Annotated in this window: 26 protein-coding genes; 10 read left to right on the top strand and 16 right to left on the bottom strand. The window is 70.7% G+C overall.

The features are described from left to right. Nucleotides 1-73 precede the first annotated feature (73 nt). The 3 genes from AB0L21_RS16435 to AB0L21_RS16445 all read right to left on the bottom strand — a co-directional run bounded on the left by AB0L21_RS16435 (nucleotide 74) and on the right by AB0L21_RS16445 (nucleotide 2,954). Nucleotides 74-991: a winged helix-turn-helix domain-containing protein gene (locus tag AB0L21_RS16435; protein WP_365708677.1), complete on the bottom strand. Its 918-nt coding sequence runs from the start codon at nucleotides 989-991 to the stop codon at nucleotides 74-76. A gap of 341 nt (nucleotides 992-1,332) precedes the next feature. Next, complete coding sequence (locus tag AB0L21_RS16440) at nucleotides 1,333-2,076, bottom strand: HAD-IA family hydrolase (protein WP_365708679.1); 744 nt, start codon at nucleotides 2,074-2,076, stop codon at nucleotides 1,333-1,335. Continuing rightward, complete coding sequence (locus AB0L21_RS16445) at nucleotides 2,076-2,954, bottom strand: GntR family transcriptional regulator (RefSeq protein WP_365708681.1); 879 nt, start codon at nucleotides 2,952-2,954, stop codon at nucleotides 2,076-2,078. Before AB0L21_RS16445 ends, AB0L21_RS16440 begins: the two co-directional genes overlap by 1 nt. 130 nt (nucleotides 2,955-3,084) lie before the next feature. Here AB0L21_RS16445 and AB0L21_RS16450 point away from each other — a divergent pair, with 130 nt between their 5' ends. Beyond that, a complete protein-coding gene (locus AB0L21_RS16450; RefSeq protein WP_365784606.1) occupies nucleotides 3,085-3,273 on the top strand; it encodes a hypothetical protein in 189 nt (62 codons plus the stop codon). Between the two features lie 7 nt (nucleotides 3,274-3,280). Here the strand turns inward: AB0L21_RS16450 and AB0L21_RS16455 are convergent, their stop codons facing one another. Both AB0L21_RS16455 and AB0L21_RS16460 read right to left on the bottom strand, forming a co-directional pair. Then, nucleotides 3,281-4,195, bottom strand: a complete 915-nt coding sequence (locus AB0L21_RS16455) for a winged helix-turn-helix domain-containing protein (RefSeq protein ID WP_365708685.1) — start codon at nucleotides 4,193-4,195, stop codon at nucleotides 3,281-3,283. 359 nt (nucleotides 4,196-4,554) lie between these two features. Further along, nucleotides 4,555-5,160 (bottom strand): aerial mycelium formation protein, encoded by a 606-nt coding sequence (locus AB0L21_RS16460; protein WP_365784608.1) that lies wholly within the window; start codon nucleotides 5,158-5,160, stop codon nucleotides 4,555-4,557. 159 nt (nucleotides 5,161-5,319) lie between these two features. Here AB0L21_RS16460 and dtd point away from each other — a divergent pair, with 159 nt between their 5' ends. Then, complete coding sequence (gene dtd / locus AB0L21_RS16465) at nucleotides 5,320-5,745, top strand: D-aminoacyl-tRNA deacylase (RefSeq protein ID WP_365708689.1); 426 nt, start codon at nucleotides 5,320-5,322, stop codon at nucleotides 5,743-5,745. Here dtd and AB0L21_RS16470 read toward each other — a convergent pair. Both AB0L21_RS16470 and AB0L21_RS16475 read right to left on the bottom strand, forming a co-directional pair. Then, on the bottom strand, nucleotides 5,742-5,945 hold the full coding sequence (locus tag AB0L21_RS16470) for a DUF397 domain-containing protein (RefSeq protein ID WP_365784610.1): 204 nt from the start codon (nucleotides 5,943-5,945) through the stop codon (nucleotides 5,742-5,744). The two genes, dtd and AB0L21_RS16470, sit on opposite strands and share 4 nt — an antisense overlap. Beyond that, nucleotides 5,927-6,769: a helix-turn-helix transcriptional regulator gene (locus tag AB0L21_RS16475; protein ID WP_365784659.1), complete on the bottom strand. Its 843-nt coding sequence runs from the start codon at nucleotides 6,767-6,769 to the stop codon at nucleotides 5,927-5,929. Before AB0L21_RS16475 ends, AB0L21_RS16470 begins: the two co-directional genes overlap by 19 nt. A 166-nt stretch (nucleotides 6,770-6,935) precedes the next feature. Here AB0L21_RS16475 and AB0L21_RS16480 point away from each other — a divergent pair, with 166 nt between their 5' ends. Then, complete coding sequence (locus tag AB0L21_RS16480; RefSeq protein WP_365784612.1) at nucleotides 6,936-7,337, top strand: hypothetical protein; 402 nt, start codon at nucleotides 6,936-6,938, stop codon at nucleotides 7,335-7,337. After that, the gene (locus AB0L21_RS16485) at nucleotides 7,334-7,645 is read left to right on the top strand and encodes a hypothetical protein (protein ID WP_365784614.1); all 312 of its coding nucleotides are present in this window, start codon (nucleotides 7,334-7,336) and stop codon (nucleotides 7,643-7,645) included. Before AB0L21_RS16480 ends, AB0L21_RS16485 begins: the two co-directional genes overlap by 4 nt. Before the next feature lie 105 nt (nucleotides 7,646-7,750). Here AB0L21_RS16485 and AB0L21_RS16490 read toward each other — a convergent pair whose 3' ends face one another. From AB0L21_RS16490 to AB0L21_RS16505, 4 genes are all read right to left on the bottom strand, one after another. Further along, nucleotides 7,751-8,038 carry a DUF1416 domain-containing protein gene (locus tag AB0L21_RS16490; protein WP_043441578.1) on the bottom strand — a complete coding sequence of 96 codons (288 nt, stop codon included), beginning with the start codon at nucleotides 8,036-8,038 and terminating at the stop codon, nucleotides 7,751-7,753. Between the two features lie 46 nt (nucleotides 8,039-8,084). Further along, a complete protein-coding gene (locus AB0L21_RS16495; RefSeq protein ID WP_365708697.1) occupies nucleotides 8,085-8,930 on the bottom strand; it encodes a sulfurtransferase in 846 nt (281 codons plus the stop codon). A gap of 125 nt (nucleotides 8,931-9,055) precedes the next feature. Continuing rightward, nucleotides 9,056-9,136 (bottom strand): Ms5788A family Cys-rich leader peptide, encoded by an 81-nt coding sequence (locus AB0L21_RS16500; RefSeq protein WP_350751515.1) that lies wholly within the window; start codon nucleotides 9,134-9,136, stop codon nucleotides 9,056-9,058. 232 nt (nucleotides 9,137-9,368) lie between these two features. Further along, on the bottom strand, nucleotides 9,369-10,106 hold the full coding sequence (locus tag AB0L21_RS16505; RefSeq protein WP_365708699.1) for a DUF2993 domain-containing protein: 738 nt from the start codon (nucleotides 10,104-10,106) through the stop codon (nucleotides 9,369-9,371). 131 nt (nucleotides 10,107-10,237) lie between these two features. Between AB0L21_RS16505 and AB0L21_RS16510 the strand changes: the two genes are divergently transcribed. Then, a complete protein-coding gene (locus AB0L21_RS16510; protein WP_365708701.1) occupies nucleotides 10,238-10,498 on the top strand; it encodes a DUF3099 domain-containing protein in 261 nt (86 codons plus the stop codon). 9 nt (nucleotides 10,499-10,507) lie between these two features. Beyond that, the gene (locus tag AB0L21_RS16515) at nucleotides 10,508-10,906 is read left to right on the top strand and encodes a VOC family protein (protein ID WP_365784616.1); all 399 of its coding nucleotides are present in this window, start codon (nucleotides 10,508-10,510) and stop codon (nucleotides 10,904-10,906) included. Here the strand turns inward: AB0L21_RS16515 and AB0L21_RS16520 are convergent. Then, complete coding sequence (locus AB0L21_RS16520) at nucleotides 10,900-11,262, bottom strand: DsrE family protein (protein ID WP_365708706.1); 363 nt, start codon at nucleotides 11,260-11,262, stop codon at nucleotides 10,900-10,902. The genes AB0L21_RS16515 and AB0L21_RS16520 overlap by 7 nt on opposite strands. 234 nt (nucleotides 11,263-11,496) lie before the next feature. Here AB0L21_RS16520 and AB0L21_RS16525 point away from each other — a divergent pair, with 234 nt between their 5' ends. The 3 genes from AB0L21_RS16525 to AB0L21_RS16535 are packed head-to-tail and all read left to right on the top strand — an operon-like array spanning nucleotide 11,497 to nucleotide 13,534. Then, nucleotides 11,497-12,072, top strand: a complete 576-nt coding sequence (locus tag AB0L21_RS16525; protein ID WP_365708708.1) for an FABP family protein — start codon at nucleotides 11,497-11,499, stop codon at nucleotides 12,070-12,072. Nucleotides 12,073-12,121: 49 nt separating this feature from the next. Then, nucleotides 12,122-12,559, top strand: coding sequence for a transcriptional repressor (locus tag AB0L21_RS16530; protein ID WP_030653614.1), 438 nt, complete (start codon nucleotides 12,122-12,124; stop codon nucleotides 12,557-12,559). Between the two features lie 9 nt (nucleotides 12,560-12,568). Continuing rightward, on the top strand, nucleotides 12,569-13,534 hold the full coding sequence (locus AB0L21_RS16535) for a folate-binding protein (protein ID WP_365708710.1): 966 nt from the start codon (nucleotides 12,569-12,571) through the stop codon (nucleotides 13,532-13,534). Between the two features lie 13 nt (nucleotides 13,535-13,547). Here the strand turns inward: AB0L21_RS16535 and AB0L21_RS16540 are convergent, their stop codons facing one another. The 4 genes from AB0L21_RS16540 to AB0L21_RS16555 form a co-directional block, all read right to left on the bottom strand. Beyond that, nucleotides 13,548-14,717: a serine hydrolase domain-containing protein gene (locus tag AB0L21_RS16540; protein ID WP_365784618.1), complete on the bottom strand. Its 1,170-nt coding sequence runs from the start codon at nucleotides 14,715-14,717 to the stop codon at nucleotides 13,548-13,550. A 75-nt stretch (nucleotides 14,718-14,792) separates the two neighbouring features. Further along, the gene (locus tag AB0L21_RS16545; RefSeq protein WP_365784620.1) at nucleotides 14,793-16,061 is read right to left on the bottom strand and encodes a hypothetical protein; all 1,269 of its coding nucleotides are present in this window, start codon (nucleotides 16,059-16,061) and stop codon (nucleotides 14,793-14,795) included. Nucleotides 16,062-16,064: 3 nt separating this feature from the next. Continuing rightward, nucleotides 16,065-16,319 carry a MoaD/ThiS family protein gene (locus tag AB0L21_RS16550; RefSeq protein ID WP_030653626.1) on the bottom strand — a complete coding sequence of 85 codons (255 nt, stop codon included), beginning with the start codon at nucleotides 16,317-16,319 and terminating at the stop codon, nucleotides 16,065-16,067. 66 nt (nucleotides 16,320-16,385) lie between these two features. After that, a complete protein-coding gene (locus AB0L21_RS16555) occupies nucleotides 16,386-17,234 on the bottom strand; it encodes an alpha/beta fold hydrolase (RefSeq protein WP_365784622.1) in 849 nt (282 codons plus the stop codon). 180 nt (nucleotides 17,235-17,414) lie between these two features. On the opposite strand from AB0L21_RS16555, the gene AB0L21_RS16560 reads away from it, so the two are divergent. Next, nucleotides 17,415-18,194: a response regulator transcription factor gene (locus tag AB0L21_RS16560; RefSeq protein WP_365708718.1), complete on the top strand. Its 780-nt coding sequence runs from the start codon at nucleotides 17,415-17,417 to the stop codon at nucleotides 18,192-18,194. Nucleotides 18,195-18,279: the final 85 nt, after the last annotated feature.

Here is an 18,279-nt window from a genome sequence, read left to right on the forward strand (position 1 = left end):
TGCCACTCACCTGTGCGGGGTCGGCCGAGGCCGGCTCGTTCGCCGTCCCTCACGCAGAGATCCGAGCGGTCGCTCAGTCTGCGTCCGCGGATGCTATCGCATGGGCACGGGCCTCATCGGTGAGCAACGTCCAGACGCCCTCGAACCAGCCCGTCATCTTGTCCACGAAGGTCGAGCCCGGGGAGTCGGGGCGGCCGTCGCGGACATGATGGGTGAGCGTGGCGCCGAGGCCCAGGACGTCGACGGCGTCGATCTCCTCACCCGTTTCGAGCATCACCGGGCGTTCCACCGGCGTGTAGGTGCCGTGCAGCACCTCCTCGCCGTTGATGACGTACAGCTTGAACGACGGCGCCAGGGAGACGTGCCGGAACTCGTACTCCACCGACCGCACCAGCTTCTCGGTGCGCAGTTCGCCGAGGACCTTGTGCAGCGAGGCGGTGTGCCGTTCGGTGATGCCGCGCAGCCGGTCCAGCAGCCGGGCGTCGTCCTTGGGGTCCTTGCCCCGCGGGTAGGGCAGCAGCTCGATGATGGACGGGGACGGGAGCACCATGCGCAGGGCGATGCGCTCGGGCGCGATGATGCGGGCCCGGATGCGCTCGGCCTGCGCGTGGATGTGGGTGTCCAGGCTCTCGGAGGTCAGGGTGTAGATGTCCAGCGTCACCTCGTTGCGCTCGAACGCCTCGGCGATCAGCGGGCCCAGGGTCATCGGGTGCCGGGACCTGCTGGCCCGGGGCGCGGCCGAGTGGATGCGCTGGTTCCTGACGACCCGTGAGCGCTTGCCCTGCTGCGACTCGATCCAGCCCTCGTTGCCCAGCTCCGTCAGCACCCGCTGCACGGTGAACCGCGAGACCCTGAACTCCTTCGCGAGCGCGTTCTGCGAGGGCAGCTCGGTGCCCAGCGGATAACCGCCGTCGGCGATCCGCACCCGTAGCTCCTCGGAGACCCGGCGGAACGCCTTGCCGCCGGCCTCGTCGTCCTTCCTGCCCGTCACAGACGGTACGTACCTCCGGCGGGTCTGCGGCAAACACCGCGCGACCAGTCAACCAGTCAAGTCAACTTGCCGGTTACTGGATCTAGTTGACAGGGAATGCAGCAACAAGCAGTCAACTTCACCAGTCAACAGGCAGGACCTGAGCGGTTGACTGATCAGCGGCGGCGTGCGGGGGGTGGAAGCCTTGACGGTCCATGTGCTCGGGATGGACGTGCGGATAGACGACCTGATTCAACTGGCCTTCTGGGGCGTCGGCCTGCTGACGCCCCTCACCGCCTGGATCCGGAGGTGGGCACGGCGCCGGCGCGCGGCCGGGCTCCCGGACCCGGCGCGGCCCGCGGTCACCGGCGGCGCAGCGCCAGCAGCAGGGGCTCCAGCGACCCGACGACGCACTCGGCTCCGGCCTCCCGCAAAAGCTTCCCCTTCCGTTCGTTACGCGCGTACCCGAGGAACGGCACGCCGGCGTCGCGTGCGGCGGTCAGGTCGGAGGGAGAGTCACCGATCATCAGGGCGGCCGAGGGGGCGGCGCCCATCGCGCTCAGGGCCCGGTTGAGACAGTGCGGGTCGGGCTTGAGGAGGTGCAGGTCGGTGGTGCGGCCGTAGATGTGGGGGGCGAAGCAGGCGGTGAGGCCGCGGGTGTCGAGGTAGGCGCGGACCACCCGCGGGGAGTTGTTCGTGGTGATGGCCAGGCGGGAGCCGACCGCGGTCCAGGTGCGGATCAGCGGGTCGGCGTAGGCGGTGGGCAGCGCGGAGGCGGCGGCCCGCAGTTCCTCCTTGGTGAGACGTTCCTCCAGTTCGGCGACGAGGTCGCTGCCGGGGTGCCGGCGGTCCACGGCGCGCAGCACCACGTGCGGGTCCATCGCCTCGCGCTCGGTGTCGTCGAGCAGGCCGTGCAGCCCGCGCCCGGCCAGCCACTCCACCAGTTCGGCCGCCACCCGTTCCGCCTTGTGCCCGGCGAACAGGCGGCAGATCGGGCCGTCGAAGTCCCAGAGAACCACCCGGGCGCGGCGCAGCAGTTCTCGTAGCTGCGTGGCCGTACCGGCCGCTGTACCGGTCGTCGTGTCAGTCGTTGTCTCTGTGGTCACTAGGAGAGTGTCAGGTCCGTGGTGATGGTTTCCCAGAGGGCGTCGAACCACTTCTGGGACTGTTCCACGAACGCGGCGTCGCGGCGCCCGGTCCGCTTCTCGAAGGAGAAGAGCAGGGATTCGGAGCCGAGGGTGTCGTACATCTCCAGCGTTCCGCTCTCGGTGGGCTCCTCGCGGCGCGTGACCATGTAGTACGCGTACAGCGCCTCCGCGCCGTTGAGCAGGTACAACTTCGCCGGCGGGGTGAACGGCAGCGCCCGGAAGGCGACGTGGACGTCGATGTCGTGGGTGCCGCGCAGGGCCTGGAGGTTGTACTGGAGCACCTGCCCCTGGGCGTTGCGCATCGCCAGCCACCGCTGGTGGACGGCGTCGTCGTCGCGGCCGGCGTCGACCGAGACCGGGAAGGCGAGGTTGATGTCCCGGGACGGCAGCAGGATGCGCACGTCGACCCGCTCCGGCCGCAGCCGGCCGTCGTGGATCAGGCGCAGTGGCTCGCCGAGGGCGGGGATCAGGCTCTGCGCGGTCAGGCAGACGGCGTCGATGCGCACGTGCGGCGCGGCGAAGGCGGCGGTGAGCCGGGGCGCGAGGGCCACCATGGTCGGCTGCGGCTCCTCGCGCGAGGGGCCCGGTTCGGCGACCCGGGGCGGGCTGCCCTTGCTGACGTTGCTGAGCAGACCGTCCACCTGGAGCGCGCGCAGGGCCTGGCGTACGGCGCCCCGCTCCACGCCGAACTCCTCGGCCAGCTCGGCCTGGGTGGGCAGCCGCTCGCCGGCGCGGAGGACGCCGGTCCGGATGCGTTCGCGCAGGGTGTCGGCGATCTGCTGGGGCGTGAGCCGTCCGCTGCCATTCACTGCCACGTTCTCCTGGGTCACGACCAAACGCTACAACCCTGATCCCTCCACGGGGAGTTGTTGAAAAGTTGTTTGCGGATGGGGGCCAAGTGGGGACAACTTAATCAGAGTTGGTTGCCAACTTGGTCAAGTTGGCAGACCGAAAGGGGGAACGTCCATGCCTGTCCTCGCGCTCCTCTCCGCCCTCTTCGTCGTCGGCTTCGAGCAGCTCGTCCAGTGGCGGTTCGGGGCCGCCGGGATCGTCGGCCTGCTCCTGCTCACCGTCGGCGTCAAGGCCAAGAGCCCGGCCGTCAGCTCCGCCGGCGCGGTCCTGCTGGCGGTCCTGCTGGCCGGTCCCGCGCTGTGACGCCCTCCTAGGGCGTCAGCACCAGTTCCGAACTGATCGTCTCCCACAGCGCCTCGAACCACAGGCGCGACTGCTCCACGAACGCCGCGTCCCGCTGTCCGGCCCGCTGCTCGAAGGCGAACAGCATGGACCGGGTGCCGTCGGCGTCGTACAGCTCCACGTGCTCGTGCTCGATCTGACGCTCCCGGCGCTTCAGCGTGTAGTACGCGAACAGCGCCTCGGAGTCGTTGAGCAGGTACAGCTTCACCGGCGGGGTGAACGGCAGCGCCCGGAAGGAGACCTGGACGTCGACGCCGTGCGTGGTGCACAGCGCCAGCAGGTTCTGCCGCAGCACCAGGCCCTGGGCGTTGCGCTGGGCCAGCCACCGCCGGTGCAGCAGACCGCCGTCGTCGGCGCCCACCGGCGTCGGGAAGGCGAGGTCGATGTCGCGGCTGGGCAGCAGCAGCCGCACGTCGATCTTGGCCGGTTTCAGCTCCCCCGCGTGGATCTGCCGCAGCGGCTCGCCGATCGCCAGGGTGAGCGAGACCGAGGTCAGACAGAGGGCGTCGATCCGCACGTGCGGGACGGCGAAGGCGGCGGCGATGCGCGGCGCGAGGCCGACCATGGTGGGCTGCGGCGGCGCGGCCGGGCCCGCCGGAGGGCGCGCCGGCCCCGGGACCGCCGCCACGGTGGCCGGGCTGCCCTTGGAAACGTTGGTGAGCAGCCGCTCCGACTGCAGGATGCGCAAGGCCTGCCGCACCGCGCCGCGTTCGACCCCGAACTCGTCGGCGAGCTTGGCCTGCGTGGGCATGCGCTCGCCCGGCCGCAGCACACCGGACCTGATCCGGCTGCGGAGTTCGTCGGCGATCTCGCGGTGGGACGAGCGGTGCCGCTGGGGCTCCGTCCGCCCACTGGCGGAGACGTGCTCCGGGTCCACGAACAAACCCTACAACTTCCCGCCAACTTCCGGCAGTTCCCCGGCAGCTGGTTATAAGCCGCATTCCAGCGGAGATAAGTACAGTGAAGTTGGCAGCCAACTTGCAGGACATGGTCGAACTTCCCAGTGGTTGGCCGATCGGGTTCCCTTCCGGAGGGGAGCCGGGAGCCCGGACAGGGGACGGCCACCGGAGCGCACAGCCACAACTGAACAGCGACATCTGAATACCGACATCGCACAGCCACAACTGAACAGCTCGCTACGGATGACCAGCACGCGAAGGGAACCACAGCAGACAGGGCGCCGACCTCGAACGAGGCGGCGCCCTTTCGTCGTCGGCCCACGATCTGCCGGTCGGCCGCCGGTCACATCAACAGATCGTCCACCTGGGCCTCCCCCACCCGGTACCGGCGGGCGATCTCCCCGCTGCAGTCGTCGGCCGTACGCTGCAACCGCTGGCGGCGCCGCGAGACCTCTTGTTCGTAGCGGACCAACCGCCCCATGGCGGCACTCAGTTCCAGATCCGTTCGCGCCGTCAGATCGGACAGCTCGACCTCGGCGAGCATCTCGGCGGCCAGCTGCCCGTACTCCTCCTTGTGCGGGGTGCCGAGCGTGACATGGCGGGCCGAGGAGCGCTGCCGGGCCGGGGCGTCCTTCAGGATCTCCGGGAGCCGGTCGACCATGGAGCCGTCCGCAGGCGCCGGCACGGACGCCCGGCCGCGCCGGCCCAGCTCCGCGCGCAGGATGTCGATCCGCCCCTGGAGCAGCCGCCGCACATAGCTGAGGTCCGCCTCGTCGCGCTGGGCGTCGCGGCGCAGGGTGCGCAGCTCGGGCAGGCTCAGCCGGACCAGGTCGTGTTCGGGAGGCTCGGCGGGCAGGGCGGGGCCCGTGGTGCCTTCGGCTCGCTGGGCGGGCGGCCGGTGGTACGTCCCCTGCGTCCCCAGCCGCTCGCTGGTACTCGGTGTGCTCATCTGCTGTGACCGTCCCCTCGACCGGCGTGTGGTAAGCATCGTGCCACCCCAACCGGCCGCAATGTGACCGAGTGTCCCTGAACATCCCCAGATGGGCGGTAAGAGATCCATAGTGGACCCCGTGCGGGCTAGTGCGGGACACCGGGCATGATGGTCCGCATGCGTGCGGTGGTGCAGAGGGTGGACGGCGCGAGCGTCGTCGTGGACGGCGAGACGGTCGGCGCGATCGAAGGCGAGGGGCTGTGCGTCCTCGTCGGGGTGACCCATGAGGACACCAAGGAGAAGGCGGCCCAGCTGGCCCGCAAGCTGTGGACGATCCGGATGCTGCACGACGAGAAGTCGTGCAGCGACATCGCCGCCCCGCTCCTGGTGATCAGCCAGTTCACCCTCTACGGCGACGCCCGCAAGGGCCGCCGCCCCACCTGGAACGCGGCGGCCCCCGGCGACATCGCCGAGCCCCTGGTCGACGAGGTGGTGGCCCAGCTGCGCGCCCTCGGCGCGACGGTGGCGACGGGCCGCTTCGGAGCGCAGATGAGGGTGTCACTGACGAACGACGGCCCGTTCACGGTGCTGCTGGAGATCTAGGAGACGGACCCCTTGACCCCGTCCACGAACGCCGACCAGGCCTCCGGCCCGAAGACGAGGGTTCCACGGGCGGGGGCCTTGCTGTCACGGACGGGGACGACAGAGGGGACGTCGTCGGAGACCTCTATGCACTCGCCGCCGCTCGTGTTGCTGTAGCTGCTCCTACGCCACGTCACGCTGCTCAGGTCGATGGCTCGCACGGCATTTCCTCCAGCGTCCGCAGGATGAACTTGCGCGACTCCGCCGGGGACAGCGCGAGGTCGCGCATCGCATCGTACCTACGCTGCAGCAGCTCAACTGAGACGTTTTCTTCGACCAGTTCACCGCACAGGTCGTTCTCCGTATACGCGACCGTACGGCCGTCAAGCAGCCGCAAGAACATCACGGCGGTGTTCAACAGGCCGTGAAGACCGGCGCTGAACGGCAGCACCTGAATGGTGATGTTGGGGCGCTCGGCAGCCTCCGCCAGGTACTCCAGCTGCTTCCGCCACGCCCCCATGTCGCGCAGCGTCGTGCGCAGTACCGCCTCGGAGAGGATGGCGCGGAAGGGCGGCGGGCTGTCACCCTCAAGCAACTGACGTCGTCCGAGGCGTGCTTCGACCTGCTGCTCCAGCTCTGGGCCCTCGATCCAGCCCACCGCAAGCGCCTCACGCGCGTACCCGGCCGTCTGGAGAAGACCCGGTGGTGCGCTCACCCCGTAGTGCCAAAGGCTGATCGCCTCGGCCTCCAGGATCATGTACCGCCGGTACTGCTCCTTGAACTGCGTCGGGTCGGCAATCGCCAGTTCCCACAGCGTGGTCAGCAGCCCCGGCGTCCCGTAGAACTGGTCCAGCGCCTGGACGACCTCGGGTCCGCCCAGCGTCTGCCCGCTCTCCATCTTGCTGAACTGGGACGCGTCCCAGCCGACCTCCTTCGCCAAGTCCCGCAGGCTCAGTCCCCGCTCGCTCCTCAGGCGCCGTAACTCCTCGGTGAACCGTGCCCTCGGCTCCTGACTCCGTCCCGTGATCACCAACCGCTGTGGCATCGCGCTCCTGTTGAATTTGTTGAATTTGGCGGGCCCAGCGTTGAATTTGGCCCGCTCAACAGCCCGGACGCCGTTTCCGTGCGCCATGCTCTTGGACACCGCCCGAACACGCAGCGTAGCTGCAACTTCGCGTTGCGCACATGCGTTCTGGAAAGGAGCCGCCACGATGACGACGAAGCCGGAGTCCCACGAGCCCGGACGTCTTCTCTACGACCCCGCCACCGACAAGGTCGGCGAGTACCGGGACAGAGCCGGCCCCTACGTGATGCTGCGCCCCGTCGGCGGTGGGGTGGAGTGGCAGGCCGATCCGGAGAGGGTGCGTCCGGCCACGGACCGCGAACGGATCGGGGCGGGTGTGCGGGCCGTCAACCAGCGCGCCAGGGGCATTCCGCCGCTGCCGCCGCCCCTGGACGAGGCGAGCCGGCCACCGCGTCCCGTGCCCGGCTGTGCCGCCTGTCTGGAACTGGCGGAGCGGCACGAGGCGGCGCGGGTGGCGTACGACCGCAGCGCCGAGACCGACGCGAACGTCCTGCTGCGCCAGCACCAGCGGACGGAGCACCGCGCATGACGGGCGGGCGGGACGGCCTGCCGTACGAGGACTGCAAACGGTGGCAGCAGGAGAACCCGGCCCCGCGGGACCGGACCATGACGCCGCCGGCTTACGCGCTCCCGCCGTTCCATCCCGGGTTTCCTCCCGGGGTACGTGCCGTGCCCGACGTCTCCGGCCCCCGGCACGCACCGAGTCCCCCGCCTCGCCCCAGGCGCCGCCGCAAGCGCCCCATGGCCGACGGTGCGGCCGTCAGCGGCTTCCTCGCCGCGCTCTGCGTCGGCGCGCTGCTCGCGGCGATCGGTCTCGCGGCGGTCCGGCGTTGCTGACGGAACCCCGCGCACAGCCGAAGGGCCGCACCCCCACTGGCGTCCAACCCAGGGGATGCGGCCCTCAGCCGTCACTGAGCCCGTCACAGGCCCTCAAGAGCCCGCTCAGACAGCGATGGCGACCTCGGCCAGGCCGCCCTTCTGGGCGACGACCGTGCGGTCGGCGGTCGCGCCCGGCACCAGCGCCCGCAGCGTCCACGTGCCCTCGGCCGCGTAGAAGCGGAACTGGCCGGTCGCGGAGGTGGGCACCTCCGCGGTGAACTCGCCGGTCGAGTCGAGCAGTCGGACGTATCCGACCACCGGCTCGCCGTCGCGGGTCACCTGGCCCTGGATCGTGGTCTCACCGGGCTTGATCGTCGAGGCGTCCGGGCCGCCGGCCTTCGCTCCACACATGTCTTTCTCCAGAGGGGTCTCGGTCTGACCAGAAGGTCGGTCGGGGTTACTTGGCGGCGCCGAGCTCGATCGGCACGCCGACGAGGGAGCCGTACTCGGTCCAGGAGCCGTCGTAGTTCTTGACGTTCTCCACGCCCAGCAGCTCGTGCAGCACGAACCAGGTCAGGGCCGAGCGCTCACCGATGCGGCAGTAGGCGATCGTGTCCTTGGCGAGGTCCACGTTCTCCTCGGCGTAGAGCTCCTTGAGCTCGTCGTCCGACTTGAAGGTGCCGTCGTCGTTGGCGTTCTTCGACCACGGGATGTTCTTCGCGGTCGGCACGTGGCCCGGGCGCTGCGACTGCTCCTGCGGCAGGTGGGCCGGGGCGAGCAGCTTGCCGGAGAACTCGTCGGGCGAGCGGACGTCGACCAGGTTCTGCGAGCCGATGGCCGCCACGACGTCGTCGCGGAAGGCGCGGATCGAGGTGTCCTGCGCCTTGGCCTTGTAGTCGGTCTTCGGGCGCTCGGGGACCTCGTCGCCGGCGACCAGTTCGCGGGCGTCCAGCTCCCACTTCTTCCGGCCGCCGTCGAGGAGCTTGACGTTCTCGTGGCCGTACAGCTTGAAGTACCAGTAGGCGTACGACGCGAACCAGTTGTTGTTGCCGCCGTAGAGGATCACCGTGTGGTCGTTGGCGATGCCCTTCTCCGACAGGAGCTTCTCGAAGCCCTCCTGGTCGATGAAGTCACGGCGGACCGGGTCCTGCAGATCCTTGGTCCAGTCGATGCGGATCGCGTTCTTGATGTGGTTCTTGTCGTAGGCGGACGTGTCCTCGTCCACCTCGACGATCGCGATGGTCGGGTCGTCCAGGTGCTCCTGGAGCCAGTCGGCGTCGACCAGGACGTCGCTGCGGCTCATGCTCTTTCTCCTCCGGGGCAGTCGCGGCGGGGCGTGCGAGTAGCAAGGGGGGCGCGCTCGGTGCCGAGCGGCGCACGGATGCCCTGGCAGCAGGGCGGGTGAGACGCGGGAGCCGGGGCTTCCGCTCAGAAGGGGCGACAGAGCATGGCGGCAACGCGGCACAGGTCCACTGCCCGCCGCTTCGTGAGATCCGCCTGTCGCTTCATGGGCTCGATCGTAGGGACGTCCGGGCGGGCGTGTCACCGGTGTGTCACATGGCGAGATGGGATCGTCCGAATGGCGGGATACGCACCACACCCGGAGGCCGCCCCACGGCCTCCGGGCGCTCGCTCCGGTCATCGCATCTGCGCTGCGGACGTCATCGTCTCGCCAGTCGGACAGGACAGGTCCCGGGCAGGTCCGGGCAGGTCCCTTCCCCGGCCCCCCGCGTCCGTCTCCCTACCCCGCCAGCCTGACGTCCGAACCCTTCACGCTGATCTGCACGCCCTTCGGCGCGGCCTCCACCTTGTCCAGCTTGATCCCGCCGGGCAGCTGGTCGATGACCTGCTGGAAGTCGGTGATCTCGCGGATGCGGTCCTCGGCGATCGCGGCGGCGCCCAGCTTCGGCAGGGAGTCCGCGTGCACCTCGACCTTGTTGTTCACCACGGCCACCGAGCTGAGCACGGACACCGTCTGCTTGATCCCGAGGGACGAGACGGTCCCCTCCACCGCGACCTTGATCTTCCCGTTGCCGCCGTCGGACAGGCCGACGACCCGGGCCGTGACGCCGGGAGCCACCTCGGTCGGCTCGGACCTGGCCGTCTTCAGCAGCTCGGCGTAGGAGATCGACGCCGTGCCGGTCGCGGTGGACGCGGTGGCCGAGCTGTAGTCGCCGGAGAACTCGACGCCCTTCATGTCGGCCTTCAGGTCGTCGATCCGGATGGTCTGGCCGGGCTTGCCGGTGGCCGCCTCGTAGTCCTTGATGCCGACCTCGACGTCGTCCAGCGAGCCGCCCGCGACCTGCGTGAGGAACGGGAAGCCCTTGATGTCCACGTCCGGGGCCGAGGACAGGTTCTCGGTCGCCTTCAGCTTGTCCGCGGCCTCGCCCTCGGCGAAGTGCACGGCGACCCGGTCCACGACCACGAAGAGACCGCCCAGGATCACGACGATGATCAGGAGTATTCGCAGGGCGCGCATGTGGTGGTTCCCCCGGGTCGGCGACGGTGTTCGGAATCCGGTACGGATACGTCACGGTAACCCCGCCGGGCCCGGTCGCACGGAATTTGTGGATCAGTTGTGACAGGTCCCGCCGGACCTACAGTGGACGTATGTACGCCCGGCGTCGGCACATCTACTTCGCCATGATGGGGACCTGCATCGGCCTCTTCGTCCTGGCCTGGGGGGTCATCCGCATCTGGTCGGTGCCGGCGGCCGTCGGCATGTGCGTGGTGGCCATGGTCATCCCGCCGGTCGCCGCGATGATCGCCAACCGCCGGGGCCCGGACGACCGCTGGTGGGACGACCCCTCCGGCGACCCGCAGTCCGACGAGTGGTGGGACGAGCTGGACGGCAGGAAACGCCCGCGGTAGAAGACGGGCATGGCGACCGTCAGGCTCTCCACCGTGGTGCTGGACGCGCACGACGCTCATGAACTGGCCGGCTTCTACCGACGGCTGCTCGGCTACGAGGTGCGCGCCGAGGAACCCGACTGGGTGCTCATCGGCCCGGCGCCCGGCACCGACGGCGTCGCGCTGGCCTTCGAGACCGAGCGGGACTACGTCCGTCCCGTCTGGCCCACCCGGAACCCCGGCGACCAGCAGGTGATGCTGCACCTCGACATCGAGGTCGACGACCTGGCGGACGGGACGGCGCGGGCCCTGGCGGAGGGTGCCACCCTCGCGGAGCACCAGCCCCAGGACGACGTACGCGTGCTGTTCGACCCGTCGGGACACCCCTTCTGCCTCTGGACGCGGCAGCTCGGCGCCCCGGCTCAGTAGACGAGCGCCTGGGTGTCGTCCGCCAGTGCCTCCTGCACGAAGACCTGCGCGCCCGCGATCCGCACGCCCTCGATGACGTCCTTCTCCGTGATCTCCCGGCGGGCGGCGCACTGCGTGCACAGCGTGACGCGTCCGGCGGCGAGGACCGACTCCAGCAGATCGGGCAGCGGCGCGGCGTGCGGCAGTTCGAACTCGGCGGCCCGGCCCGGCAGCGCGAACCAGGACGACTCCCCGGTCAGCCACAGCGAGACCTCGACCCCGCTGGCCACGGCCACCGCGGCCACCGTGAACGCCTGCGAGCACCGCTCGGGAGCGTCCGCCCCGGCCGTCACCTTGATCACGAGCTTCTTCGCCATGCGGGAAGCGTAGCCCTCGGCGGTGCCGCCCCTCGCACAGAGCGCCCCGGCCCGGCCGCGTAAGCTGGGCTGCGGCTCTGTCGTCCGCTCACCCCGCTCAAGGAGCACCCGTGGAGACGTTCTTCGAAATCCTGCTGGTCCTGGTCTGCGTCGGCGTGCTCGCCTTCGCCGGTCTGACCGTGAAGAAGCTGTACCAGGGCCAGCGCTGATCCACACCCACGAAAGCTTCCGCTCATGATCGAGATCCCGTCCGACCTGCACAAGGACCTCGTCCCGCTCGCCTTCCTGCTCGGCAACTGGGCCGGCGCGGGCGTGCATGACTTCCCCGGCGCCGAGAAGTGCAACTTCGGGCAGGAGGTCAGCTTCACCCACGACGGCCGGGACTTCCTGGAGTACCGCTCCCGCACCTGGGTGCTCGACCAGGACGGCAACAAGGTCCGCCCGCTGGAGTCGGAGTCCGGCTTCTGGCGGATCCGCCCCGACCGCAAGGTCGAGGTCACGATGACCCGCGACGACGGCGTGATCGAGATCTGGTACGGCGAGATGGCCGACAAGAAGCCGCAGATCGACCTGGTGACGGACGCCGTCGCCCGCATCGCGGACTCGCGCCCGTACAGCGGCGGCAAGCGGCTCTACGGCTACGTCAAGAGCGACCTGATGTGGGTCGGCGAGAAGCAGACCCCCGAGGTCCCGCTGCGCCCCTACATGTCGGCCCAGCTGAAGAAGGTCGTCACCCCCGAGGACGTCGAGCGCTGGGCGAAGGCCCTCCCCGACGACCTCCCGGACGACGGCATCGCCTTCTTCAAGTAGGCCGCCTTCGTCCAGTGGGCACGCGCCCGGTGGCTCTAGACTCGTCGGTGTGGTGAGCACCGACTGGAAGAGCGACCTCAGGCAGCGCGGCTACCGGCTGACGCCGCAGCGGCAGCTTGTCCTGGAAGCCGTGGACACCCTTGAGCACGCGACCCCCGACGACATCCTCGTGGAAGTGAGGAAGACGGCGTCGGGGGTCAACATTTCCACCGTCTACCGCACGCTGGAGCTGCTGGAGGAACTGGGCCTGGTCAGCCACGCCCACCTCGGGCACGGTGCCCCGACCTACCACCTCGCCGACCGCCACCACCATCTGCACCTGGTGTGCCGGGACTGCGACAACGTCATCGAGGCGGACGTGGACGTGGCCGCGGAGTTCACGGACAAGCTGCGCCGGCAGTTCGGTTTCGACACCGACATGAAGCACTTCGCGATCTTCGGCCGCTGCCAGGACTGTTCCCTGAAGGGTTCAAGTACCACGTCGTAGGCTTGCGGTATGAAGAGCCCCCTGCTGTCCCTGCCCGGCGCCGTCCCCGCCGAGGGTGCGGACGAAGGTGTCGCCGCCCACTACGGCGACCTGTTCCGCGAGCAGCGTGCCCTCGCCGACGGCACCGGTTTCGTCGACCTCTCGCACCGCGGTGTCGTCACCGTCAGCGGCGAGGACCGGCTGAGCTGGCTGCACCTGCTGCTCACCCAGCACGTCAGCGAACTCCCCGCCGGAGAGGCCACCGAGGCACTGATCCTCTCCGCGCACGGGCACATCGAGCACGCCCTGTACCTGGTGGACGACGGCACGACCGTCTGGGCCCACGTGGAGCCCGGCACCCAGGACGCGCTGATCGCGTACCTGGAGTCGATGAAGTTCTTCTACCGGGTGGAGGTCGCCGACCGCACCGCCGACATCGCCGTGGTGCATCTGCCCGCCGGTTCGATCGCCGACGTGCCGGACGGGGTCGTCGTACGCGAGACGCCGTACGGCCGTGACGTCTTCCTGCCCCGTGCCGGCCTGGAGGAGTTCGCCGCCTCCCACGGGCCCGCCGCCGGGCTCCTCGCCTACGAGGCGCTGCGCGTCGAGCAGCACCGGCCCCGGCTCGGCTTCGAGACCGACCACCGCACCATCCCGCACGAGCTGGGCTGGATCGGCACGGCCGTGCACCTCCAGAAGGGCTGCTACCGGGGTCAGGAGACCGTCGCCCGGGTGCAGAACCTGGGCAAGCCGCCGCGCCGGCTGGTCTTCCTGCACCTGGACGGCAGCGACGTCCATCTCCCGGTGCCCGGCACGGAGATCCGCGTCGCGGACGAGGGCCCGGAGGGCCGCAAGATCGGTTTCGTGACGACGTCGGTACGGCACCACGAGCTGGGGCCGGTCGCACTGGCACTGGTGAAGCGGAACGTCCCGGTCGACGCGCGGCTCCTGGCCGGAGAGACGGCGGCGGCGCAGGAGGTCGTGGTCGAGCCGTAGCCCCGCGCGGGGCTCAGGCGGTGAGCACGTCGACCACCCGGCTGATCATGTCCTGCCCCGCGTTCAGCGCGGTCGGCGTGTAGGACAGCACGAAGCGGGTCGACAGGTCGCAGGTGGCGAACACGCGGGTGCGGTAGCCGTAGGTCTCCCCGGTCTTCCCCCAGAAGGTCGTGCCGTTCACCGTGGCCGCCTGCAGGCCCATGCTGTAGCGGGCCGGGGTGCCGTTCAGCATGCGCACGGTGGGCGGGGGCAGAGTGACCATCTTCCTCAGCGCCCGCCTCGGCAGGAGCACCCCGCTGAACAGGGCCTCCTGGAAACGGAAGAGGTCCTGCGCGGTGGAGACCAGTTCGCCCTCGCCCCAGGCGGCGGACTGGTCGTAGACCGTGACGTCGCGCAGGCTGCCGTCCGTCATGCGCAGGAAGCCGTGGACGTGCGGGCCGTGCGGGCGGGGATCGTCGCCCGGTATCCGCGTGCCGGTCAGTCCCAGGGGCCGCAGGATCCGGGAGGCGATCACCTCGCCGTAGGGGCGGCCTGTCAGTTCCTCGGTCAGGAGGGCGAGGAACACGTAGTTGACGCCCCGGTACTCCTGCGCGCGGCCGGGAGTGAACTTGAGGCGGTCCTGCGTCACCGTGGCGACCAGGGCCCGCGGTGTCCAGTGGTCGAAGCGGTGGCGCAGGACCGCCTCCGGTGTGCCGAGGTCCGGCAGGCCCCGGTGGTCGGGCAGCCCGCTGGTGTGCTGGAGCAGATGCGCCACCTTGACGCGGTCGAAGCGGGAGGGCAGGGCGAGGCCGGGAAGACAGTGCCTGATCGGGGCGTCCAGATCCACCCGGCCTTCCGCCCAGAGTTGCAGGAGGACCGTGGCCACGAAGGCCTTCGTCACGCTGCCCGCGCGGAAGCGGTCGTCCGCCCGTACGGACCGGCCGCTCGCCGGGTCGGCCGTGCCCGCCGTGCCGTACCAACGGCTGCTCCGCCGCTCCACCAGCAGCTGGGAGGCGGTCGCCTCCGGATGCGAGAGATCGCTGATCGCGGCGCGTAAGGCGGCGGGGTCGAAAGGGGTGGGGTCCAGGGCGGTGGGGTCCGTGCTCGGCGCGGCCGTCGCCGGAGCGGCGAGGCCCGCGGTGGCCAGCGTCAGAGCGGCGGCTGCGCCCATGCCCGTGAAGGCGCGTCGGGAGAGAGAAGTCATGTGATCGATCTTTCTCCCGCCCGCGCGCCGGGACATCCGGGATGCCCCCGACGGAACCCTGGCCCGCCCCCGACCTCAGCCCAGGGCGCGCCCCAGGACCCACACCACCGGTGCCGCCGCCGACAGGGGCAGGGCCACGCCGGCCGTGAAGTGGACGAAGCGGGACGGGTAGTCGTAGCTGGCCACCCGGTGGCCGATCAGGGCGCACGCTCCGGCGGCGGCGCCCAGCAGCGCCCCCTTCGTGCCGAAGTCGGTCATGCCGCCCACGGCGATCCCCGCGCCCGCCGCCGCCAGCAGGGCGACCGCGACCGACACCGGGGCCGGCAGGGGCAGGGCACGGGCCAGGACGGCCACCGCGACCGCCGCCGCGCCGACCGCGACCGCGTGCGGGTCGGCGGCCAGGTACCCGGTGGCCAGGACCGCGAGCGCCGACGAGGCGACCGTAGCCATCAGGCCGTACATCCGCTCGTCCGGCGAGGCGTGCGAGCGCAGCTGGAGGACGAGGGAGAGCAGGACCCAGAGGCCGAGCGGGCCGAGGATGGCCACCAGGGCGTGGTCACGGCCGGCCGCCAGGACCGCCACGTCGGACGTCAGCGCGCCCGCGAAGGCCAGCGCGATGCCCTGCCGGGCGGGCCACATGCCGTTCAGCCGGAACCAGCCCGCGGCCGTCACCGCCTGGAGCAGCACCAGCGGCACGACCAGGGCGTACGAGGCGACGGGTGCCGCCGCGGCGAGGAGCAGACCCAGCACGGCGGTGAGCAGCGCCGGCTGCATGCCGGGCTCGATGACCGGGGAACGGCCCTCCAGCCGGGCCCGCTGGGCATCGGTTATCCGCGCGTTGCCGGCGAGGGTGGCGGGGCCGTAGGCCGGCCCGGCCTCCGGGTCTGCCGGAGACGCGGGCGCGGCGGCGGCCGCGGGGGCCGGCGCGGGCGCGGGTACCGGTTCGGGGTTCGGCGCGGGCGCGTACGTTCCCACTCCCGCGTGCGTTCCCCCGTACGTCCCCTCATGCATCCCCGCGTACGGTTCCGCATACTGCTGGTTCTGCGGCGGCTGCTGGTACCGCGGCTCCTGGTAAGAGGGCTGCGCATACCCCGGCTGCTGGTACCCCGGCTGCTGGTACCCCGCCTGCTGATACCCGGCCTGCTGCTCCTGTCGCGGCAGATACGCCGTCTCCGCGGCCGGCACCGGCGCGTGCGTCTGCGTCTCCCAGGTCTGGCCCTGCCACTGCTGGGTGAGTTCCGGGTCGTGGCCGGGCTGCCCGTGGTGCGGCTCCTGCGCGGGCCACTGCTGCTGATACGGGTCGTCACCCTCGTAGGGGCCGCCCTGATACGGCTGGTTGGTCATCGCTCACCCTCCTGCGAACGGCGGGAGCACCTCGACCGTGCCGCCCTCGGCCAGCCGTACCGTCTCATGCGCGCGGGTCCCGACGGGGTCACCGTCGACGAGGAAGGAGCATCGCTGCAGCACGCGGGTGAGTTCACCGGGGTGTCGCGTACGCACGGCGGCCAGCGCGTCGGCCAGCGTGTCCGCCTCGTACGGCTCCTCGGCGACCTGGGCCGCGGCCTTGGCGGCGGCCCAGTAGCGCACCGTGACCTTGGGCATCTGAATCCTCAATCGACGGCAGGGACAAGAACAAACAAGAGAACGATAAGGACAGTGTGGGTCAGGCTAGCCCGCCGCCGACACCGACCAGTCCCCGATCCGGGCCATCAGGGCGTCGTCCGCCGCGTGCTCCGCGTGGCCCATGCCCGGTTCGACCCAGAGGTCGCCGTGCTCGCCGGCCGCCTCAGCGAGCATCCGGGGGTGGTCCAGCGGGAAGTAGCCGTCGCGGTCGCCGTGGACGATCAGGAGGGGCGTCGGGGCGATCTCCGGGACCGCCTGCACCGGGGAGAGCGGGACCGGGTCCCAGTCCCGGTGGTGGATGCGCGTGCGCAGGCCGTAGCGGCCGACCAGGCGGCCCTCGGGCCGGGTGACCAGCCAGTGCAGGCGGCGCATGGGGGCCGTGCCCCGGTAGTACCAGCGGGCCGGTGCGCTGACGGAGACGACGGCGTCCGTGCCGCCGTGCAGCGCCGCGTGCCGCAGGACCACCGAGCCGCCCATGGAGAAGCCGACGGTCACCACGCGCGCGTGCCCGAGGTCGCGCGCCCACTCCACGGCGGCGTCGAGGTCCAGGACCTCCTTGTCACCGACCGTGGACCGCCCGCCGGAGCGGCCGTGGCCCCGGAAGGAGAAGGTGACGACGGCGCCGTAGCCGCGCAGGACGCCCGCCACCCGGCGCACGTGCGGGCGGTCCACGTCCCCGGTGAAGCCGTGCGCGATGACGAACACCAGGTCACGGGAGGCCGGCCGGGAGGCGTCCGGACGGGCGTCGTATACGGCGGGAGGCGGATCGTATACGGAATCGATCGGAATTCCGTCAGCCGTGCGCAGAAACGTCCGGATAGGACCCCGTCTGCCTGTCTCGCAATTCGGACGAACGGTGGAACGTGCCCCATGACCTGCCGGACGGTTGCTCATGTGGGCTATTCTGCTGGGCAGAGGACTCGGGCAGCGTAGCCCCCGGGTCCTTTTGTGCTTTCGGAAGCGTTGTATACGAAGCGGGAAACCTCAGGTGACCGCCGGTGTACGGGGCCTTCGGGATCGCAGAGCAGTACCCGTCCGCACTGTCCTCGCAGGGACCGAGGAGGAACCAGACGTATGAGTTCTCTGCTGCTCCTGACCAACGCCCTCCAGCCGTCGACGGAGGTGCTTCCGGCCCTCGGCCTGCTCCTGCACAACGTGCGGGTCGCTCCGGCGGAGGGGCCCGCCCTGGTCGACACCCCGGGCGCCGACGTCATCCTCGTCGACGGCCGGCGCGATCTGCCCCAGGTGCGCAGCCTCTGCCAGCTGCTGCGCTCCACCGGCCCCGGCTGTCCGCTGCTCCTCGTCGTCACCGAGGGCGGCCTCGCCGCCGTCACCGCCGACTGGGGCATCGACGACGTCCTGCTGGACACCGCCGGTCCGGCGGAGGTCGAGGCGCGGCTGCGGCTCGCCATGGGGCGCCAGCAGATCGTCAACGACGACTCGCCGATGGAGATCCGCAACGGCGATCTCTCGGTGGACGAGGCGACGTACAGCGCCAAGCTCAAGGGGCGGGTCCTGGACCTGACCTTCAAGGAGTTCGAGCTGCTCAAATACCTCGCCCAGCACCCGGGCCGCGTCTTCACCCGCGCCCAGCTGCTCCAGGAGGTGTGGGGCTACGACTACTTCGGCGGCACCCGCACGGTCGACGTGCACGTACGGCGGCTGCGCGCCAAGCTCGGCCCCGAGCACGAGTCGCTGATCGGAACCGTCCGGAACGTCGGTTATCGATTCGTTACGCCGGAGAAGACCGACCGGTCCGCCGAGGAGGCCAAGGCCAAGGCGGGCGGGGCAAAGCCGGAGGATGCGGACGCGACCGCCGTCCTGGAGGGCACCGAGGTCCACGCGGAGGCGTAGCCGGCCCACAGCGGACGCATGGGCGGCGCCCGGGCGGGGCATGGTCATCGCACAGCCGCCATGTGATACGCCCTGCCCAGCGCGG

The organism is Streptomyces sp. NPDC052721 (assembly GCF_040678315.1).
GTDB lineage: Bacteria > Actinomycetota > Actinomycetes > Streptomycetales > Streptomycetaceae > Streptomyces.

Excerpts from the sequence above, each read along its gene's own strand:
- AB0L21_RS16480 (WP_365784612.1), top strand. The coding sequence starts at position 6,936 with ATGACGACGAAGCCGGAGTCCCACGAGCCCGGACGTCTTCTCTACGAC.
- AB0L21_RS16495 (WP_365708697.1), bottom strand. The coding sequence starts at position 8,930 with ATGAGCCGCAGCGACGTCCTGGTCGACGCCGACTGGCTCCAGGAGCAC.
- AB0L21_RS16535 (WP_365708710.1), top strand. The coding sequence starts at position 12,569 with ATGAAGAGCCCCCTGCTGTCCCTGCCCGGCGCCGTCCCCGCCGAGGGT.
- AB0L21_RS16525 (WP_365708708.1), top strand. The coding sequence starts at position 11,497 with ATGATCGAGATCCCGTCCGACCTGCACAAGGACCTCGTCCCGCTCGCC.
- AB0L21_RS16515 (WP_365784616.1), top strand. The coding sequence starts at position 10,508 with ATGGCGACCGTCAGGCTCTCCACCGTGGTGCTGGACGCGCACGACGCT.
- AB0L21_RS16555 (WP_365784622.1), bottom strand. The coding sequence starts at position 17,234 with ATGAGCAACCGTCCGGCAGGTCATGGGGCACGTTCCACCGTTCGTCCG.
- dtd (WP_365708689.1), top strand. The coding sequence starts at position 5,320 with ATGCGTGCGGTGGTGCAGAGGGTGGACGGCGCGAGCGTCGTCGTGGAC.
- AB0L21_RS16485 (WP_365784614.1), top strand. The coding sequence starts at position 7,334 with ATGACGGGCGGGCGGGACGGCCTGCCGTACGAGGACTGCAAACGGTGG.
- AB0L21_RS16500 (WP_350751515.1), bottom strand. The coding sequence starts at position 9,136 with ATGAAGCGACAGGCGGATCTCACGAAGCGGCGGGCAGTGGACCTGTGC.
- AB0L21_RS16560 (WP_365708718.1), top strand. The coding sequence starts at position 17,415 with ATGAGTTCTCTGCTGCTCCTGACCAACGCCCTCCAGCCGTCGACGGAG.
- AB0L21_RS16550 (WP_030653626.1), bottom strand. The coding sequence starts at position 16,319 with ATGCCCAAGGTCACGGTGCGCTACTGGGCCGCCGCCAAGGCCGCGGCC.
- AB0L21_RS16460 (WP_365784608.1), bottom strand. The coding sequence starts at position 5,160 with ATGAGCACACCGAGTACCAGCGAGCGGCTGGGGACGCAGGGGACGTAC.
- AB0L21_RS16545 (WP_365784620.1), bottom strand. The coding sequence starts at position 16,061 with ATGACCAACCAGCCGTATCAGGGCGGCCCCTACGAGGGTGACGACCCG.
- AB0L21_RS16450 (WP_365784606.1), top strand. The coding sequence starts at position 3,085 with ATGCCTGTCCTCGCGCTCCTCTCCGCCCTCTTCGTCGTCGGCTTCGAG.
- AB0L21_RS16490 (WP_043441578.1), bottom strand. The coding sequence starts at position 8,038 with ATGTGTGGAGCGAAGGCCGGCGGCCCGGACGCCTCGACGATCAAGCCC.
- AB0L21_RS16510 (WP_365708701.1), top strand. The coding sequence starts at position 10,238 with ATGTACGCCCGGCGTCGGCACATCTACTTCGCCATGATGGGGACCTGC.
- AB0L21_RS16475 (WP_365784659.1), bottom strand. The coding sequence starts at position 6,769 with ATGCCACAGCGGTTGGTGATCACGGGACGGAGTCAGGAGCCGAGGGCA.
- AB0L21_RS16520 (WP_365708706.1), bottom strand. The coding sequence starts at position 11,262 with ATGGCGAAGAAGCTCGTGATCAAGGTGACGGCCGGGGCGGACGCTCCC.
- AB0L21_RS16505 (WP_365708699.1), bottom strand. The coding sequence starts at position 10,106 with ATGCGCGCCCTGCGAATACTCCTGATCATCGTCGTGATCCTGGGCGGT.
- AB0L21_RS16540 (WP_365784618.1), bottom strand. The coding sequence starts at position 14,717 with ATGACTTCTCTCTCCCGACGCGCCTTCACGGGCATGGGCGCAGCCGCC.